This window comes from Marinitoga okinawensis, assembly GCF_055387075.1.
Genome location: NZ_AP042422.1, coordinates 1,800,966 through 1,819,778, shown reverse-complemented (window position 1 = coordinate 1,819,778; position 18,813 = coordinate 1,800,966). Strand labels below are relative to the sequence as shown.

General features: G+C 29.4%; 16 protein-coding genes, 2 tRNA genes and 1 other annotated feature. Of the genes, 7 read left to right on the top strand and 11 right to left on the bottom strand.

The window, feature by feature from the left end:
- Window positions 1–31 precede the first annotated feature (31 nt).
- The 11 genes from ACZ5CK_RS08920 to ACZ5CK_RS08870 all read right to left on the bottom strand — a co-directional run bounded on the left by ACZ5CK_RS08920 (window position 32) and on the right by ACZ5CK_RS08870 (window position 12,589).
- Complete coding sequence (locus ACZ5CK_RS08920; RefSeq protein WP_464581466.1) at window positions 32–4,765, bottom strand: DNA-directed RNA polymerase subunit beta'; 4,734 nt, start codon at window positions 4,763–4,765, stop codon at window positions 32–34.
- Window positions 4,766–4,788: 23 nt separating this feature from the next.
- Complete coding sequence (gene rpoB, locus ACZ5CK_RS08915) at window positions 4,789–8,397, bottom strand: DNA-directed RNA polymerase subunit beta (protein ID WP_464581465.1); 3,609 nt, start codon at window positions 8,395–8,397, stop codon at window positions 4,789–4,791.
- 110 nt (window positions 8,398–8,507) lie between these two features.
- On the bottom strand, window positions 8,508–8,891 hold the full coding sequence (gene rplL / locus ACZ5CK_RS08910; RefSeq protein ID WP_464581464.1) for a 50S ribosomal protein L7/L12: 384 nt from the start codon (window positions 8,889–8,891) through the stop codon (window positions 8,508–8,510).
- Window positions 8,892–8,921: 30 nt separating this feature from the next.
- Complete coding sequence (gene rplJ / locus ACZ5CK_RS08905) at window positions 8,922–9,470, bottom strand: 50S ribosomal protein L10 (RefSeq protein WP_464581463.1); 549 nt, start codon at window positions 9,468–9,470, stop codon at window positions 8,922–8,924.
- A gap of 9 nt (window positions 9,471–9,479) precedes the next feature.
- Window positions 9,480–9,618, bottom strand: a sequence feature (ribosomal protein L10 leader region).
- 17 nt (window positions 9,619–9,635) lie between these two features.
- Window positions 9,636–10,337 carry a 50S ribosomal protein L1 gene (gene rplA / locus ACZ5CK_RS08900; RefSeq protein ID WP_464581462.1) on the bottom strand — a complete coding sequence of 234 codons (702 nt, stop codon included), beginning with the start codon at window positions 10,335–10,337 and terminating at the stop codon, window positions 9,636–9,638.
- A 14-nt stretch (window positions 10,338–10,351) separates the two neighbouring features.
- The gene (gene rplK / locus ACZ5CK_RS08895; RefSeq protein ID WP_464581461.1) at window positions 10,352–10,780 is read right to left on the bottom strand and encodes a 50S ribosomal protein L11; all 429 of its coding nucleotides are present in this window, start codon (window positions 10,778–10,780) and stop codon (window positions 10,352–10,354) included.
- Window positions 10,781–10,827: 47 nt separating this feature from the next.
- On the bottom strand, window positions 10,828–11,886 hold the full coding sequence (locus ACZ5CK_RS08890) for a transcription termination/antitermination NusG family protein (RefSeq protein ID WP_464581460.1): 1,059 nt from the start codon (window positions 11,884–11,886) through the stop codon (window positions 10,828–10,830).
- A gap of 22 nt (window positions 11,887–11,908) precedes the next feature.
- Window positions 11,909–12,136: a preprotein translocase subunit SecE gene (gene secE / locus ACZ5CK_RS08885; RefSeq protein ID WP_464581459.1), complete on the bottom strand. Its 228-nt coding sequence runs from the start codon at window positions 12,134–12,136 to the stop codon at window positions 11,909–11,911.
- A gap of 71 nt (window positions 12,137–12,207) precedes the next feature.
- Window positions 12,208–12,372, bottom strand: a complete 165-nt coding sequence (rpmG, locus tag ACZ5CK_RS08880; RefSeq protein WP_464581458.1) for a 50S ribosomal protein L33 — start codon at window positions 12,370–12,372, stop codon at window positions 12,208–12,210.
- Window positions 12,373–12,407: 35 nt separating this feature from the next.
- A tRNA-Tyr gene (locus ACZ5CK_RS08875) sits at window positions 12,408–12,494 on the bottom strand.
- A gap of 19 nt (window positions 12,495–12,513) precedes the next feature.
- Window positions 12,514–12,589, bottom strand: a tRNA-Thr gene (locus ACZ5CK_RS08870).
- Between the two features lie 310 nt (window positions 12,590–12,899).
- On the opposite strand from ACZ5CK_RS08870, the gene arcA reads away from it, so the two are divergent.
- From arcA to ACZ5CK_RS08835, 7 genes are all read left to right on the top strand, one after another.
- Complete coding sequence (gene arcA, locus ACZ5CK_RS08865; protein WP_464581457.1) at window positions 12,900–14,102, top strand: arginine deiminase; 1,203 nt, start codon at window positions 12,900–12,902, stop codon at window positions 14,100–14,102.
- 21 nt (window positions 14,103–14,123) lie between these two features.
- Window positions 14,124–15,533, top strand: coding sequence for a basic amino acid/polyamine antiporter (locus tag ACZ5CK_RS08860; RefSeq protein WP_464581456.1), 1,410 nt, complete (start codon window positions 14,124–14,126; stop codon window positions 15,531–15,533).
- A gap of 356 nt (window positions 15,534–15,889) precedes the next feature.
- Entirely contained in the window at window positions 15,890–16,591 is a 702-nt protein-coding gene (locus tag ACZ5CK_RS08855) for a hypothetical protein (protein ID WP_464581455.1), read from the top strand.
- A gap of 22 nt (window positions 16,592–16,613) precedes the next feature.
- Window positions 16,614–17,066 carry a hypothetical protein gene (locus tag ACZ5CK_RS08850; RefSeq protein ID WP_464581454.1) on the top strand — a complete coding sequence of 151 codons (453 nt, stop codon included), beginning with the start codon at window positions 16,614–16,616 and terminating at the stop codon, window positions 17,064–17,066.
- Window positions 17,041–17,259: a hypothetical protein gene (locus ACZ5CK_RS08845; RefSeq protein ID WP_464581453.1), complete on the top strand. Its 219-nt coding sequence runs from the start codon at window positions 17,041–17,043 to the stop codon at window positions 17,257–17,259. The genes ACZ5CK_RS08850 and ACZ5CK_RS08845 overlap by 26 nt, the downstream gene beginning before the upstream one ends.
- Entirely contained in the window at window positions 17,259–17,819 is a 561-nt protein-coding gene (locus ACZ5CK_RS08840; RefSeq protein ID WP_464581452.1) for a hypothetical protein, read from the top strand. Before ACZ5CK_RS08845 ends, ACZ5CK_RS08840 begins: the two co-directional genes overlap by 1 nt.
- Complete coding sequence (locus ACZ5CK_RS08835; RefSeq protein ID WP_464581451.1) at window positions 17,809–18,810, top strand: sensor histidine kinase; 1,002 nt, start codon at window positions 17,809–17,811, stop codon at window positions 18,808–18,810. Before ACZ5CK_RS08840 ends, ACZ5CK_RS08835 begins: the two co-directional genes overlap by 11 nt.
- The last annotated feature ends 3 nt before the right edge of the window (window positions 18,811–18,813 follow it).

The window sequence follows — 18,813 nt, the reverse complement described above, 5'->3', positions numbered from 1 at the left end:
GGAATTTATTTCCGGGGATTTTATTATAATATTAAGATGCAGCACTTTCTTCTGATTGAGATTCTTCGGTTGGGAATGTTGGTAATTCGAATACAGATATCTCTGATTCTAAATACGGTTTTAAACCAGTACCAGCAGGAATTGGTTGTCCAACAATTACGTTTTCTTTTAAACCTAATAAATAATCTTCTCTTCCTTCTAATGCGGCTTCTGTCAAAACTTGAACTGTTTGTTGGAATGAAGCAGCACCAAGCCAGCCTTCTCTTTCTAAAGATGATTTTGTAATTCTTAATAGTTTTCTTTCAAATCTTGCAGGTTCTTTTGGATTAATTAAATATGTTCTCTTTTCACCAACTAAATTTATTTCTCCATCTTCTGTTTCTAATAATTGAGGTTCAGTTTTGAATGCTTCGACCTCTTTTAGTCCAGCTTCGATAATTTTATTTAATAATTCTTCCGTAATTTCATCACCAATAGTTCCGATTACCTCGCTACCTTCATCAGTTTTTATAGCAATCTTTTCAGCTAATTTTTTACCAATAATATCTTCTCTATTTTGTTCAACCATTTTGTTTTCTTCATAGATTTTTTTATTTACTTTTTCAACAGTTTTAATATTAACTAAATCTTTTGGCATGAAATCTGTATCTCCAGCATAAGTTATTTCAACCTTATTAAACATTTGTTTTATAATAATTTCAAAATGTTTATCATGAATTTCAACACCTTGTTCTGCATAAATTTTCTTAATTTCTTTTAATAAGTAGTCGAATGTAACTTCTGCACCTAATTCTTCTAATAATCTTCTAGGTTTAATATTTCCAGAAGTTAATCTATAACCGGGTTCTACTTTATCTCCTTCTGAAACTGTTGGTTTAACTTTCGGATCGGCAATATATGTATATAATTCACCTTTGAAATCTTCAACAATAAATACTAATCTTCCTTTTTCATCCCTATCTATTTTTCTAACTACACCTTTTACTGTAGAAAATTCAGCTTCTGGACCTTTTAAATTCTTTCTTGCTTCAAATAATTCTTCAGCTCTAGGAAGACCTTGTGTAATATCACCTGCAGTAGCAATACCACCAGTATGGAATGTTCTCATTGTTAATTGTGTACCAGGTTCTCCAATTGATTGAGCTGCTATTATACCAACAGATTCACCCACATTAACAACTTTATGATTTGATAAGTCCATACCATAACATTTAGCACAAACACCGTGTTCTGATTCACATGTTAAAATGGATCTTACATAAATTGATGGTCTTACTTCTATTTCAGCTATATTATATCTTTCAAGTTTTTTAGCAGTATCAGCATCTATTTTTTCTTGGTAATTTGCTAAAGTAATTAATTTTCCATTTTCGTCTTCAACTTTTAAGTTATCTCCAACAAAAACAAAATTTACTGCTTTAAATTCTTTTATATTTACTGTTTTTATATTATGTTGTTTTAAAGATAAAATTACATCTTTGTCTATTTCAGTTCCTTTTGAGAATAATAATTCTCCGTCAACTAATACATCATCATTTAATATGTTATATAAGTAAAGATTGATATCATCAATATCAATATTGTTAATTTCTTCAACTACAGGAATTTTTGTTTTGTAATTTGCTAAAAATTCTGCATCTTCTTCATCTAACATTACATCTCTTACATATTTTTTGCCTGTTTCTGGATGGATAATTATTTCATCTGTTTGAGGATCCAATACATCTTTAGCTAATACTCTACCAAATAAATAATCAGAAAGTTTTTCTATTTTTAATCCATCTGCTATTAATTCTCTAGCTTCAACACCCTTTTCCGTTCCACAATCGGGTTCCGTTACTGTAATAGATTGAGCAACATCAACAAGTCTTCTTGTTAAATAACCAGCTGTAGAAGTTCTTAAAGCTGTATCAGCGGAACCTTTCCTGGAACCATGAGTAGAATTAAAGAATTCTAACTCTGATAATCCATTTCTAAAGTTAGATTTTATAGGTAATTCAATAATTTTACCTGATGGATCAGCCATAAGACCTCTCATACCAGCAAGTTGCTTTAATTGGTCAATATTACCTCTAGCCCCAGAATCAACCATCATCCATACAGGATTAAATGGATATTTTCTAAATTCTTTACTAGTTACTTCTGTAACAGCATCAATCGTTTTTTCCCATACTTTAATAACTTCTTTATATCTTTCTTCATCTGTGATATAACCTTCTTCAAAATATTTTTCAATTTGCATCACAATTTCTTCGGATTTCTTAATTATTTCTAATCTTTCCTTAGATTCTACGATATCTCTAACAGAAATCGTAAGACCAGAAATTGTTGCATAATGGAAACCTAAAAATTTAATGTCATCTAATAAATCAGCTGTTCTATCAATTCCATGGTATTTGAAAGTATCAAATATTAAATTTTTAATTTCTTTCTTTTTATAAATTTTATTAAAATCAGGATTAAATCTTCCAATTGGTTCAGGAAGTATTTCTTTAAATATTAATCTACCAACAGTTGTTTTAATTAATTTGCCATCAAGATATAATCCTATAGGTTCATGTAATATTAATGTAGGTTTTTCCCATTTTAATTCTCCATCTTCAACGATTACTTCATGTCTTGTTATCTTTTCATATTCATGAACATAAAATGCCTGGAATTCATCTGAAAATATATATTTAATCTTATCATTATTTTCTGTTAAATCTTTTGGTGATGATGGTAATTCTTTGGAATCAAAATATTTTGGATCAACAGTTGTTAAGTAGTATGCACCAGCTATCATATCTTTACCTGGCATGGAAATTGGTTTTCCATTAGCAGGAGAAATAATGTTATATCTTGATAACATTAAGAATTTTGCTTCAGCTTGTGCTATGTTTGATAAAGGAACATGAACAGCCATTTGGTCACCATCGAAATCAGCATTAAATGGAGGACATACTAATGGATGTAATTGAATAGAATTACCTTCAATTAATTTTGGTATGAAAGCTTGAATAGAAATTCTATGTAATGTTGGCGCCCTGTTTAATAATACAGGATGTCCTTTAATTACTTCTTCAAGCATTTCCCAAGCTTCAGGCATTTCTTTTTCTATAATAGTTTTCTTTAATTTTCTTGCATTTTTGCTTGATGCATTTGAATCTTTTAATAATTTGTTTAATACAAAAGGTTTGAATAATTCCATTGCCATTTTCTTTGGCAATCCACATTCGTGTATCTTTAAATCTGGACCAACTGTGATAACAGCCCTTCCAGAATAGTCAACACGTTTACCAAGAAGATTTCTTCTAAATCTTCCCTTTTTACCTTTAATTAAATCTGTTAATGATCTTAATGGCCTTCCACTTCTATCTGTCATGGCTTTTCCTACACGGCCATTGTATATCAAAGAGTCTACTGCTTGTTGTAAAATTCTTTTTTCATTTCTTATGATAATTTCAGGTGCCTCAATTTCAAATAGTTTAAGAAGTCTATTATTTCTATTTATAACCCTTCTATATAAATCATTTAAATCAGTTGCTGCAAATCTTCCACCATCTATTTGAATTAAAGGTCTAATATCAGGTGGAACAACTGGTAATGCTTCAATTATCATCCATTCAGGTTTATTTCCTGATTTTATGAAATCTTTTACAACTTTTAATCTTTTAATTAATTTTAAAGCTTTTGCACTTTTTTTATCTAATTTAGCCAAATCAGACTCTATTTGTGTTTTTAACTCATATAAATCAAGGTTTTTTAATAGCTTTTTAACAGCTTCTCCACCGTAATCTGCAGTTATCTTATCTTCATATAATTCTTTATATGCTTCATATTCTTCTTGTAATAATGTGCTACCTATTCCTTTTCCAATTTCTTTTTCTACTTCTGGATCAATTTCTGTTATAACTAAAATAGGAGTGTCTCTTTCAATATCTCTTTCAATTTCTATTGCAGATGGATAAAATTGTTCAAATATTAAGTATTCACTAGCTGTTAAAATTTCTTCTTCGTATAAGAATGTATCAGCTAATTGTGTTCCTTCTTCTACTTCATCGCCATCTTCAACAAATAGTGTAGATCCTTCAAAAATAGGCCATTTTTCTTCTACACCATTCTCATCTTTAATTTTTATCCACGTAACTTCGTGTTTTGCTTGTGTCATTTCAGTTTCTATACTTACAATGCCACTTCTTTTTGCGACAGGTTTTTCTTTAACATGTAGAACTTTAATTGCTTGCTCAACTTCAAAATCCATTCTCTCTTTGAAAATTTCGTATTCTGTATTGTGAAGCATATCTCCATAATCAAATAAGTCAGAATCTTTTGGATCAGTAATCAGCCAAATTTTTTCAACAACCCTTTTTGATCCATAATAAATAATATTTTCTAATTCTTTAACTGGTATATTTAATAGTATAGACAAAATAGATGGAGATGATTTCAAAAACCAAATATGCACTACTGGAGCAGCTAATTCAATATGCCCCATTTTTCTTCTTCTTGCTTCTTTAGATTCGACTTTAACACCACATCTTTCACATACAGTGCCTTCATATTTTTTACCTTTGTATCTGCCACAAGTACATTCATAATCTTTAACAGGACCAAAAATCTTTTCACAGAATAAACCATCTCTTTCTGGTTTAAAGGTTCTGTGATTAATAGTTTCAGGTTTTTTTACTTCTCCACTTGACCATTCCCTTATTCTTTCTGGAGAAGCTATTCCCACTTTGATTTTTGCGATTTTCCTTTTAAATGATGATGTCATTCTACCCATGCTTTACCCTCCTTGAGGGGATTTTATAATTTATCTACATCTAATTCATTACCGTCTTCATCAAACAAACGAACATCTAACATTAACCCCTGTAATTCTTTCACTAAAACTTTAAAACTTTCAGGTATTCCAGGATCAGGAAGATTTTTACCATTTAATATGGCTTTGTATACTTCATTTCTTCCTTTTATATCGTCTGATTTATAGGTTAACATTTCTGTTAAAGTATGAGCAGCGCCATAAGCTTCTAATGCCCAAACTTCCATTTCACCAAATCTTTGACCACCAAAATGAGCTTTACCGCCAAGTGGTTGTTGGTGAATTAATGAATATGGTCCAGTAGAACGTGCATGCATTTTATCTTTTGCAATATGAACCAACCTTAACATGTACATATATCCTATTGCTATAGGATAGTCAAAAGGTTCACCAGTTCTACCGTCTCTTAATACAATTTTTCCACTTTCTATTTCTGGTGAATCTCCTAAGTCTAAACCATATTCTTTACGAACTTTATCTAATTCATCCATTCTATTATTTTTTCTTGCTTTGTATAAAGCGCTCATTATTTCATGTTCTTTTGCACCATCAAAAATTGGGGTAGCAAAATGCTTACCTGTCAATTTAGCTAACCATCCAAGATGCATTTCTAATACTTGACCAAGATTCATACGTGATGGAACTCCCAATGGAGTAAGAATCATTTCAATAGGTTTTCCATTAGGCAAGAAAGGCATATCTTCTTTCCTTAAGATATTAGAAACAACACCTTTATTACCATGTCTTCCAGCTAATTTATCACCAACATTTAAAGTTTTCTTTGAAGCAATGTATACTTTGACATATTGATTTACACCAGTTTCAAGATCTGGAATATCTTTTCTTGTATAAACTTTTACATCAATAACTCTTCCTTCAATACCATGAGGAACAGTTAATGAAGTATCTTTAACATCCTTACCTCTATCTCCGAAAACTGACCTAATTAATTTCTCTTCTGGTGATGTTTCAGACTCGCCTCTTGGAGTTACTTTACCAACTAAAATATCTCCAGAAGTTACATATGCACCAACTCTAACTATTCCATGTTCATCTAAATTTCTTAAAGATTCTTTCTTTACATTAGGAATATCAGCTGTAATTTCTTCTGGGCCTAATTGTGTATCCATAGCTTTTGTTTCATATACTTCTATATGTAATGATGTAAAAGAATCTCTTTCAAGCAATTCTTCATTAACAAGTATAGCATCTTCAAAGTTATAACCTTCCCATGGCATAAAAGCTACAAGAATATTCTTACCTAATGCCAATTCACCCATATCAATAGCAGGACCATCGGCTATAGGAGAATCTTTTTCAACAATTTCATTCATTTCAACAATAGGTCTTTGATTAACTGTTGTATCCTGGTTTGATCTGATAAATTTCCATAATGTATATTTATCTTGAACGGGATTCCCATAATTATCTAATATTTCATTTCCTTTTTCATCAATTCTATTAATAACAATTGTTTTTGCATCAACATATGAAACTCTACCACGGTGCTTTGCTTTTATAACATATCCAGAATCTCTTGCAGCAAGCCATTCAACACCTGTTCCGACGAAAGGTGCTTCTGTAATCATAAGAGGAACTGCTTGTCTTTGCATGTTTGAACCCATTAAAGCACGGTTAGCATCATCATGCTCCAAGAATGGTATTAAAGATGTAGAAACACTAACAATTTGTTTAGGTGTAACAGCAATGAACTCAACATCTTCTCTATGAACATATGTAACTTTTCCCGCATGTCTAATTTCAACATATTCAGGAACAATCATACCATTTTCATCAACTTCTACAGAGGCCGGAGCTATTACTTTTTCCTCTTCTTGATCAGCAGTTAACCAATAAACACCTTTATCATATAAGACCTTACTATTCTTTACTTTATAGTAGGGTGTTTCTAAAAATCCAAATTCATCCACTCTTGCTAAAATAGCTAATGATGTAATTAAACCAATATTAGCACCTTCAGGAGTTTCTATAGGACACATTCTACCATAATGAGAATGGTGAACATCACGAACTTCAAATTTTGCATGCTCTCTTTTCAAACCTCCAGGACCAATAGCAGATAATCTTCTTTTATGGGTTAATTCGGACAATGGGTTTACTTGATCCATAAATTGAGATAATTGACTTGTTGCAAAAAATTGATTTATGGTAGTCATTATAGCCCTTGAATTTATTAAAGTATTTGGATTTAATTTTTGAATATTAGGAATAATACTGAGTTTCTCACTTAAAATAGGTAACATTTTTGAGAATGAACGTTCAAACTCTATTTGCATTAATTCCCCAACTGATCTTACACGTTTATTTCCTAAATGGTCTCTTGTATCTAATAATTCTGGGTTTTCTTTCATTTCTAATAGATGTCTTGAAGCTAGGATTAAATCTAATTTAGTCAATATTCTATCATCTTTATGAGGATACTCAACATCTTCACCTTTATCAATATTTTTTCCTTCAACTTCAATTAAATATTTTTTATAAACATCTTCCATTCTATTAACAATTTTCTTTCTTCCAATCAAAGAAAAGTCAAATGTATTAGGATTAAAGTATAAATTATTAATATAATCAGTTGCGATATTCACTCTAGGAATTTCACCAGGTCTCAATTTTTTGAATAATTCTTTATAAGCTTCCTCTGGAGTCAATATTGAATCTTCTGATTCATAAGTTTTTTTAAACAAGTCTAAAGTATTTTGAGCAACAATATGTGCAACTGTTATTTCGGATATACCTAAATCTAATAATTCATCAACTATTTTTTCAGTTAATCTAACCCCTCTATAAGTTTTTGTGTCTTTGTAAAGTTCAGAACTTTCAGGAACTTTTATATCTGAAAGTATAGTTATATTTTTTTCCAAATATTCACTTAAATCATAATTTAAATTAATTTTTTGTGGGTATAAATCCAGAATTGATAGATCAGAATCGAATCCTAAAGCTCTTAAGAATAAGAAATAGTTAAATTTCCTTTTTCTATCTATTCTTATCTGTAAGAAATCTTTTCCAGGGTTTGGATTATAAATTATTTCTAACCAAGCACCTTTAACTGGTAAAAAGTGAGCAACAAAATATGGTCTTGTTTGTTTAACACTTTTTTGTTCTTCGCTAACGAAATATACACCAGGAGACCTTACCAACTGGTTAACAACAACTCTTTCTGCACCATTGATTATAAAAGTGCTTCTATCAGTTATTTTTGGAATATTCCCAAAAAACAACGAATCGCTGGGTTCAATAATTTCCCCAGTACTGTGATCAGTAATTCTTATTTTAGCTTTTAATGGAGTTGTGTAAGATAAACCTTTTTCTTTACACTCCATTTCTTCAAATAAGGGTTCTTCGACCCAAACATCGGTAAACTCCAATGAAATTTTAGCTTTTCTCTTTCCCTTTAATTCAACAGTAATAGGGGAATATTTGTTTAAAACTTCCTTAACCCCTTCTTTAACAAACCATTCATATGAGTTCATCTGAATCTCTAATAAATCATGAAAAAGTGATAAATCTTCCTTTACTTTGCCAAAAAAATGCCTTTCTCTTTTTCCCACCTTTAATACTCGGGTGTTCACAAAGAATCACCTCGTCTTCCTAATTTTTTATTAGCAAAACAATACCGCATCAGACTATAGTCTGATGCGGATAAATTATATCATATAAAAGTTTATATTTCTTTAAGAAATTACTTCAATTCTACTTCTGCGCCAGCTTCTTCTAATTTCTTTTTAAGGTCTTCAGCTTCGTCTTTTGAAGCGCCTTCCTTAACTACTGCATCTGGAGTTCCAGCTTTTTCTACTAAATCTTTAGCTTCTTTTAAACCTAAGCCTGTAATTTCTCTAACAACTTTAATAACATTTATTTTTTTAGCACCGAAGCTCTTTAATACAACATCAAATGAATCTTTTTCTTCTTCTGCTGGAGCTGCTGCACCTGCTGCTGGAGCTGCTGCAACTGCAACTGGAGCTGCTGCTGATACACCAAATTCGTCTTCTAAAGCTTTTACTAATTCTGCTAATTCTGCTACAGTCATTTCTTTAATTGCTTGAATTAATTCTTCTCTTGTCATTCCAATACACCTCCTGAAAATATTTAAGTATTATTCTTTTTCCTTTTCTTCTCTTATAGCATTCAATGCGTATAAGAATTTCCTCAATATGCCGCCTAATGCGCCAACTAAACCTGAAATAGGAGCATTTAAGCCACCAACCAACATAGCAAGTAATTGTTCTTTCGAAGGTAATTTTGCTAATTCTTCAGCTTCTTCAGCAGTAAATACTTTACCTTCTAAAATTCCAGCCTTGATAACAGGTACTTCTAATTTGTTTTTCTTCTTAAATTCTACTAAAGTTTTTAAGGCTTCAATAGGATCTGCTTCTTTTGTGTAAAATAAAGCTGTGTTACCTTCTAAAAATTTTTCGTATTCTTCTAAATTTAATCCAGCATTTTTCATTGCTGTTTTAATCAAAGCATTTCTGGTGATTTTAAAATTTACTTTATCTTCGAATTTTTTAAATAATTCACTTCTAAATGCATTTGATTGAGCAACAGTCATACCTTTAAAATCAACAAAAACAACTATTGAAGAATCTTTAAATACGCTTTCTAATTCTTTTAACAACTCAGCTTTTTGAGCTCTTGTTAACACCGACTCACACCTCCTCTAAAAAAATCTGCGGTCCCGAGGACCGCAGAAGCACTAAAACATTATTGTTTTATCTTCGGCGTACCTCGGCAGGCGGGTTTCCACCACATTATAAAATACCTGCTGTCTTCAGTACATATCTACGTGAGTATTATAACATATTATTTATTACTTTTCAGTTAAATATTCAGAAACGTTTAATTTCAAACCTGGACCCATCGTAGGAGCTAATGCAACTTTTCTAATAAATTTACCTTTAGCACCTGAAGGTCTCATTTTTTCAATTTGTTGTAAAGCTTCAATTATATTTTCTTTTAATTTTGAAAGATCAAATGATTTTTTTCCAACGGCTATATGAACATTTCCTGTTTTATCATTTCTAACTTCGATCTTACCAGCTTTAAAATCTTTTACAGCATCAGCAACATCATTAGTAACTGTTCCAGATTTTGGGGATGGCATTAAACCTCTTGGACCTAATATTTTACCTAATCTTCCTATTTCTCTCATCATATCTGGAGTTGCGATTGCAACATCAAAATCAGTCCATCCACCTTGAATTTTTTGAATTAATTCATCTGAACCAACATAATCAGCACCAGCTTCTGAAGCTTCTTTAGCTTTATCACCTTTAGCAAAAACTAAAACCCTTACGTTTTTACCAGTTCCGTGAGGTAAAGAAATATTTCCTCTAACTTGTTGATCGTTTTTTCTTGGATCTATACCTAATATTAAATGTAATTCTATACTTTCATCAAATTTAGCTGTAGCAACTTTTGGAAGAACTTCTAAAGCTTCATCCAAAGTATAAAATTTTTCTCTATCAACTAACTTTCTTGCTTCTAAGTATCTTTTACCATGTTTTGACATTCACATACACCCCCTTAACCTTCCACTACTTCAATGCCCATATTTCTTGCAGTACCTTTTATAATTTCCATAGCTGCTTCAATTGTTCTAGCGTTTAAATCGGGCATCTTAGTTTCGGCGATTTCTTTTACTTGAGACGTTGTAATTTTTCCTACGATTTCTCTTCCTGGATTGGAAGCACCTTTTTTAAGTCCAGCTGCTTGCAAAATTAAGAAAGAAGCTGGGGGGGTTTTTAAAGTAAATGTAAATGACCTGTCTTCATATACTGTAATTTCTACAGGTATAATCATACCAGCTTTGTCAGCTGTTGCTGCGTTGAATTTCTTACAAAATTCCATCAAATTTACACCATGTTGACCTAATGCAGGACCAACTGGTGGAGCAGGTGTTGCTTTACCTGCTGGCAATTGTAATTTTACCATTCTAGCAATTTTTTTTGCCATAAATGTCCCTCCTTTGTGGTATTAGCGGGGTAACCCTCCCACTATTGTTAATCTATTTTTTCTATTTCAGTTAAACCTAATTCAACCTCAGTTTCTCTACCAAACATATTAATAGTAACTTTTACTGTTTGTTTATGTAAATCAATATAAGTAATTTTTCCAGTGAAAAATTCAAACGGGCCATTAACAATTCTTATATGTTCTCCTATTTCATAATCCGCTCTTAGTTTACTTTCTTTTACTTCATAAGTTTCTTCTCCAGTTAACCTCAATAAAGCTTTAACTTCTTTTGATTTTAGCTGAACAGGGGTTCCACCTATATTAATAAAGTTAATAACATAAGGAATATTTTTAACCATTTCTTGGGTTTCTTTATTTAAAATCATTTCAATAAACATATAACCTGGAAACAATCTTGAAATCCTTGTTTTTAATATAATAATTTCTTTTCGACTTGCAAAATCTCTAATTTCAATCTTTCCTGATGATTTTGCTTTATATTGTCTTTTATTTCCTAAAATTTGTCCTTTTTCTACGTATGTTCCTTTTTTGAAAGCAGATGTGTCAAAATTATCCTTAAAAATAAAATAAATGTCATCGGAATTCATTTCATTATGAATGACAACTTTTTTTAGTTTTTCAATAGATATTACTATTCCATCTAAATCAGCTTCATAACCTTCTTCTCTGGCTAAAGGAATTCCTGCATGAATTTTTGAATTAACTTTTAATCCACCCATTATTTTTGCGCTTTCTGGAATCAGAAAAGTTTTTGTAAATTTTTTATCCTTTGTTTCCACGATGATTTTTCTGAAATTCTTGATTTCTGTTATAGTCCCAGCATTTTTTACTATAACGGCAGGTTCTTCTGCTAATAAATCACCTTTTTTTACAGTTTCACCGTTTTTGACAAAGATTACTGCATTTTCTGAGACAACAATCCTATCAATTTTTTTATTAGTTAAATCAATTTCACTTTCTTCTGGAATAAGTATTTTGCCAAACATATGTTCTTTTTCATATATCCTAGCTTTTTCCTCTATTAATTCTTTAACTTTGTATTCCATTCCAGAAAAAGTTTGCAATATATACCATTTTTTACGCATTTTATCCACCTGCTTTATCAGATCATTGAGAAGCTCCGGTACCTAAACCCGTTTTTATTCCAATTAAAGGATATATAATTTTAGTAAATAAATTTAACAATCCATAATCTGCTATGAATAAATATAACGAAACAAAAATCAATATAGCTAATACGATTAATGTGGAATTTATAGCTTCTTTTCTATTAGGCCATTTAACTTTTTTAGATTCTTGCATAACGGAGCTTAAAAACAACCAAAACCTTGACATCAAAACACCCCCAAAATTTAATCATGACCCCCTATAATAGGGGGTTGATTTTCTTTTAGAAAATTCTAGAATTATATTTTTGATTCAACATGTAATGTGTGTTTATTACAATGAGGACAATATTTTTTAAATTCTAATTTTTTCTTTGAAGTTCTTTTTCTTTGTTTGTAGTAATTTCTTCTATTACATTCTGTACATTTAAGCGATACGGTCAAAACAGGACTTTTTGCTGCCATTTTATTCACCTCGCATAACATTATAATTAATGAAATGGTGGTGAGGGAAGGATTCGAACCTTCGAAGGCAATCCGCCAGCGGATTTACAGTCCGCCCCCTTTGGCCACTCGGGCACCTCACCACCGGTAAGAAAAAAAATATGGAGCCGACGAAGGGACTTGAACCCCCAACCTGCTGATTACAAGTCAGCCGCTCTGCCAATTGAGCTACGTCGGCAACTCATCCGTGGGTTATTATACCAGATAAAAACAACTCTGTCAATTACTTAACGATTAAGAAGTTATTACTCATTTGAAACATTATATCACTAATAAATGAACACAAAATTATTTTATAATGTGAAAAAAATTTCATTATAAACTTGAGCATATCGACGCATACTCACGTATACTTATGATAATTTTATATAACCGTGAAAAATTTATCATACTTAAAAAATTTCATGAGATTTGAGGTTTTTCTTTTTTTGTTACATTAAGTATAATATTATGGGATTTAAAAATAACAATAATGTAGGAGGTATATTATGACTATTAACGTGTATTCAGAAGTTAAAGATTTAAAGAGAGTATTATTACATAGACCAGGGTTAGAATTAGAGAACATGGAACCGGATTTGCTAGAAGAACTTTTATTTGAGGATATTCCTTACTTAAAAAAAGCACAACAAGAGCATGATTATTTTGCAGAAATTTTACGAACTAACGGTGTCCATGTTGATTATATAACAGATTTGTTGGCAACAGCATTAAGTAATGAAGAAGCTAAAAAAGAATTTTTAAATGAATATTTACAATTAAGTGAAGTAAAGAATGAATATATTTTAGATGCTTTAAAAGAATATTTATGGAATTTTGATACAAGAGAAATGATTAATAAAATTGTTAGTGGTATAAGAATAAATGAATTTAGGTTAAAGAAAGAAACATTTTCAACAAAAGTTAGAATGAATAAAGAATTTTATTTACTTCCATTGCCAAACTTATACTTTCAAAGAGATCCTATAGCTTTTGTTGGTAAGGGTATAGTAATAAATAAAATGATGACAAAGGCAAGAAGAAGAGAGTCATTATTTATGAAATATGTTATAAAATATAATAAAGATTTTGAAGGTACTCCAATATATTATGATATGTATAATCATTTTGCTATAGAAGGTGGAGATGTACTGGTTCTAACAGATAAGGTATTGGCAATAGGAATATCTCAAAGAACTGAGCCAGAAGCAGTGGAAATTTTAGCAAAAAAACTATTTTTTGAAACAGATGAAAGTTTTGATACTATACTTGCAATAAATATTCCAAAGAAAAGGGCATATATGCATTTAGATACCATTTTTACAATGATTGATAATGATAAGTTTTTAGCTCATTCAAAATTAGAATCCAATTTATTAGTATATGTTATTAAAAAAGGTGACAAGGATTTAGAAGTTATTGAAGAAAAAGCATCTTTAGAAACAATATTACAGAAATATATGAATAATGGTAAAATAAAAATATTAAAATGTGGAGGAGAAGATGAAATTGCAGCAAAAAGAGAACAATGGAATGATGGATCAAATGTTTTGGCAATAAAACCAGGTGTTGTAATTGCATATGATAGAAATTATGTTACTAATACATTATTGAGAGAAAACGGTATAAGCGTTATTGAAATTCCATCAAGTGAATTATCTAGAGGTCGTGGAGGGCCAAGATGTATGTCTATGCCTATGAATAGAGGATAATTTAAAATAGGAGGTGGTGGTGTGAGTAATAATAAAGTCTTGGGGTTGTTTGCGTTGACTATGATTGTTATTGGTTCAATGATTGGAGCAGGAATATTTAATTCTCCTGCAGATTTAGGAAGTGTAGCAAATCCGGGGGCAATTTTAATAGGGTGGATAATTACAGGATTTGGAGTTTTTGCCCTTGCGATGGTTTTTCAATTCTTATCATACAAAAAACCAGAACTTGAAGGTGGAATTTATTCTTATGCTAAAGAACAATTTGGTGAATTTGTTGGATTTAATTCTGCATGGGGGTATTGGTGGTCTGCATTACTTGGAAATATAGCTTTTTTTGCAGTTATAATGAAAATATTGAGTGGATATTTTCCTATATTAGAACAGAATAAATTTATAGCATTGATATTTTCGAGTATTATTTTATGGGTATATCATTTCTTAATTGTTAGCGGTATAAGAACTGCAGGATTTACAAATGCTATTTTAACAATTTTAAAGTTAGTTCCCTTATTTTTAGTTGCAATACTTTCGCTTTTGGCATTTAATCCTGAATTAGTAAAAGGAATTTTCTTTTCAACCAAATTAGCTGCAACAGGTGAAACATCTTCAATATTTAATCAAATTAATAATAGTTTTGGAACTATGTTATGGGCATTTATAGGTATAGAAGGTGCTGTTGTTTTATCAAATAAAGCAAAGTCTCAAAAAGATGTTGGTAAAGCAACAGTAATAGGATTTCTTATTACTTTAGTAATATATATTGCAGTTTCAGTATTTACAATGGGTGTTGTTCCGCCAAGCGAATTGGTTAATTCAACATCTCCATTGGGAACGGTTTTAAGTAAAATAATGGGGAAACCAGGACAATATATTTTGGATTTTGGATTTTTATTCTCAGTTTTTGGAGCTTTGTTAAGTTGGTTATTATTAACAGCGGAAATTCCATACATAGCCGCAGTTAAGGATAATGTTTTCCCAAAAAGATTTGCTGAACAAAATGAACATGCAACACCAGTGTTTTCATTAACAGTAACTAATATAATAACTCAAATATTTTTATTAACACTTCTCTCAGACACTTTACAAAATGTATATAACACAATCTTCTATATAGCAACAACAACAATATTATTACCTTATTTCTTCTCGGCAGTATTTGGTGTAAGAGTAGCAAATGAAGAAAATAATGGCTTATACAAATTTTTTGGATGGATTGCCGTTATCTATACAGCATGGGTAATTTATGCAGTTGGTTGGATTTATATTATTACAGCATTGGTAATTTATTCGTTTGGTATTTTTGCATACCCTATAGCAAAGAAAGAAAAAGGAGAAAGATTAACAGGAACTCAAAAAACTGTATATAGTTTAATGTGGATTGTATCTATAGTTGTTATTATTTTAGTTTCAACAGGAAAATTATCAGTATAATATTCTAAAATTAAATACAAAGTATTTCCAAAAATAATATTTACTCATACGGAAAATTCTAAATCCTTAAAAATACTCATGGAGATATTTTTAATACATAGTATTAAAAATAAATAAAAGATTGTATAAAGAATATCAAAAGTTTTTTATTTTCGCGAAGCGAATGTTTAGGAATTTTTAAGTATTCGTTCATATTATTTTTTTAGAAAATACTTTATTAACAGTTTACCTCCAGCATTAGCTGGAGGTTTTTTATATAGAAAAGTGACGTGTTATTCGAAGAGGTTGACTGTTTGTCAGAAATTTCTTGAATAAAAAAATAGAAGAGATATAATATAAATTGTGGAGGTGATAATATGAGGGAGTATTGGTATTTTTTGCCATTGGTAGGTGTTATATTTATACTCATGGCATTTCAAATAAGTGATTATAGTATAAAAGAATATACTATTATCCCTGATAAAATAACAGATTTAAAAGGAATTACTGAAATAGAAATTAATGGTTTAAATATTAATATTAAGTTTGATCCAGAATCTGATAAAATTTTTTATTCTGAAGTTTTAAAAACAAGTATTACAAATGGGAAACTAAAATTAGATAGTGTGGGGAAAGATAAGAATATGGAAATTGTTATTGGTTCAAAAAATAAATTTAAAAAAATAAAAATAAATGGTTTAAATGTTCAAATTAATGGAAAACTAAATTCTGAAAATTTTAAGATTGATGGAGCTAATGTTATTTTTAAAGATACCATATTTTTTAAGGGAAATGAAATAATAGTAAATGGAACAAATGTAATTATCAAAGGGGAATATGATATGAATATTGCTAATATAAGTGGTATTTCTACCAATATCGATATTCAAGTAATTAATTGTAAAAATATTAGATTTGATGGAATATCAGTAAATGCAAAGATAGAATATAAGGATACGTGGGAAGGTATTAGAACTATTAATTATGATGGGATTTCAAATAATATTATTATAAGGATGAGAAAAGATAATAAGGGAGAATTAAAAAGCAATAAAAAAGTAAAAATTATAAGGTTTTAAAAAACTTAGAGGAGGGATTATTATGAAAAAGGTATTTTTAATGATGGTTTTAATTTTGTCGATAACAATGTTTTCAATTGACTTTGGTGGTGGGGGGTATTTATTTAATTATATACCTAAAGATCAAATTTCTCAGATTAATCCTTTAAAAAAATATGTAAGTTTTGATGAAATTATATTACATGGTGGTGGTGGGATGGGAATTATGCCAAATGGTTCATATATGGGTGGAGAAGGTTATAGTGGTGAAGTAATAAATGGTGATTATAAACTAATGGTATCTCAAGGATATTTTATCTTTGGAAAACATTTAAATATATTCAAGGTATTTGGTTTTAATATTGGAATAGGAATTGGTGGTGGAGAAACAATTATTAGTAAAAAAGTAGAAGAATCCAGAAGTAGTAAAAAAATAGATGATTTTGTTAATAATGTAGATTTAGTTCCTTATGCTGATACAATTAAAAAGAGATGAATTATCTATCTCGCCTAAAGCAAGTTTTTATTTTAATGTTATGGATTTTGTTAGTCTTTTTGTAGAAGGACGATTTACATATAATTATTCGCCTGAAAATTGGAAAATAGAAGGAGAATATACTGTAACTGATAATATACCAAATTACAATTATTATTACTCATTTGGGGCAGGTATTATGTGGGGGTTCTAATGAGAAAATGGATTATAGTTTTTATTTTATTAATTTTATCGATAAAGATATTTCCAGATAATATTAATATAGTTAATACATACCTAAAAAATTTCGATTCTTTTACTAAAAAAGAGCTGGATAATATTTTAAAGAGTTTTAATAATGCTAAAAATATGGATAATTTGTTGAAAATAGTTCATGGGAGTATATTGGTGAAAAAATCTATTTATGAATGGTTTTTTCCATTAAAATATTATTATATTTATGCAGGTATGTTGGAAATGAAAGAGGTTGTTAAAAGCGATTTTGACAACCTCCTTTACCGTTATATACGTGGAAAAACAGCATATGAAATTATTAATTATGATTTTTCTAAGGAAATATTCATAAATGATTTTGAATATATATACATTAGGGCTAATGAAAAATTTAAAGAAAATTATGATTTTGGCGAGATATTATATAAACTCTCTGAAATATATAAGAATAATAATCCCCAAAAAAGTAGAAAATTTCTGGAAGAGTTAAAAAAATATAAAAGCTCTTATTATTATAGGATGATTTATGATGAAAATTAAGAAATTTTATAAAATATTATTAGAAAATCAAATAGGTGTTTTATTTGTAGTATTTTTAATATATATTTTTTCTCCATATTTTAATTTATGGTATGGTATTTTAATTGCAGAAATTTTTTCAAATTCTATAGGTATAATTTACTATATTCTTCAAAAATTTCTAAATTTATTTGTGAGAATAGAAATAAGATTTTTAAATAAAATAATTAATATTTTAATTTTGATTTTTAGCTTTTTTTCTGGTATAGTTATCTCGGAGTATATAATGTCAAATCTTCTTGCTTTTAATATTTTTTCCTCATACAAATATTTATTTTTAATAACCATTCTTCTTCTTTTATTCTTAATATTTTTTATTATATTAATATATAATAAATTAAATGAAGAAATAAGAAAAAATGAAAGATTGAAAAATGAAAAATTAAAAGCAGAATTAGTATCATTAAGATCAAAATTAAATCCTCATTTTTTATTTAATACATTAAATACTCTACTGGAAATTGGGCAGGAAAATTCTGAGCAAATGGAAAAAATTATAATAAATCTTTCAGATATATATAGAAAAATACTATATTCTTCGGATAAAGATTTAGTATTTTTGGAAGAAGAGATAAATCTAATAAAGGAATATCTTGAGATAGAAAAAATAAGGTTGGGAAACAGACTGGAGTGTGAATTTAACATAGATAATAATTTAAATAAATTTCAAATACCACCTTTAATATTGGAACCTATTGTTGAAAATGCCGTAATTCATGGTATTTCAAAGAAAAAAGAAGGAGGAAAAATAAGCATTTTCGCCTTTAAAAAAGCAAATGAAATAATATTTGAAATTATAGATAATGGAATAGGAAAAGTTGAAGATATAAATATGGGTTTTGGACTTATGAGTATAAAGAATAGATTGATACTAACATATGATAATGCAAAAATTGAATTTGAACAAAATAACCCATCAGGAATAAAGGTAATAATAAAAATCGGGGGATGAAAT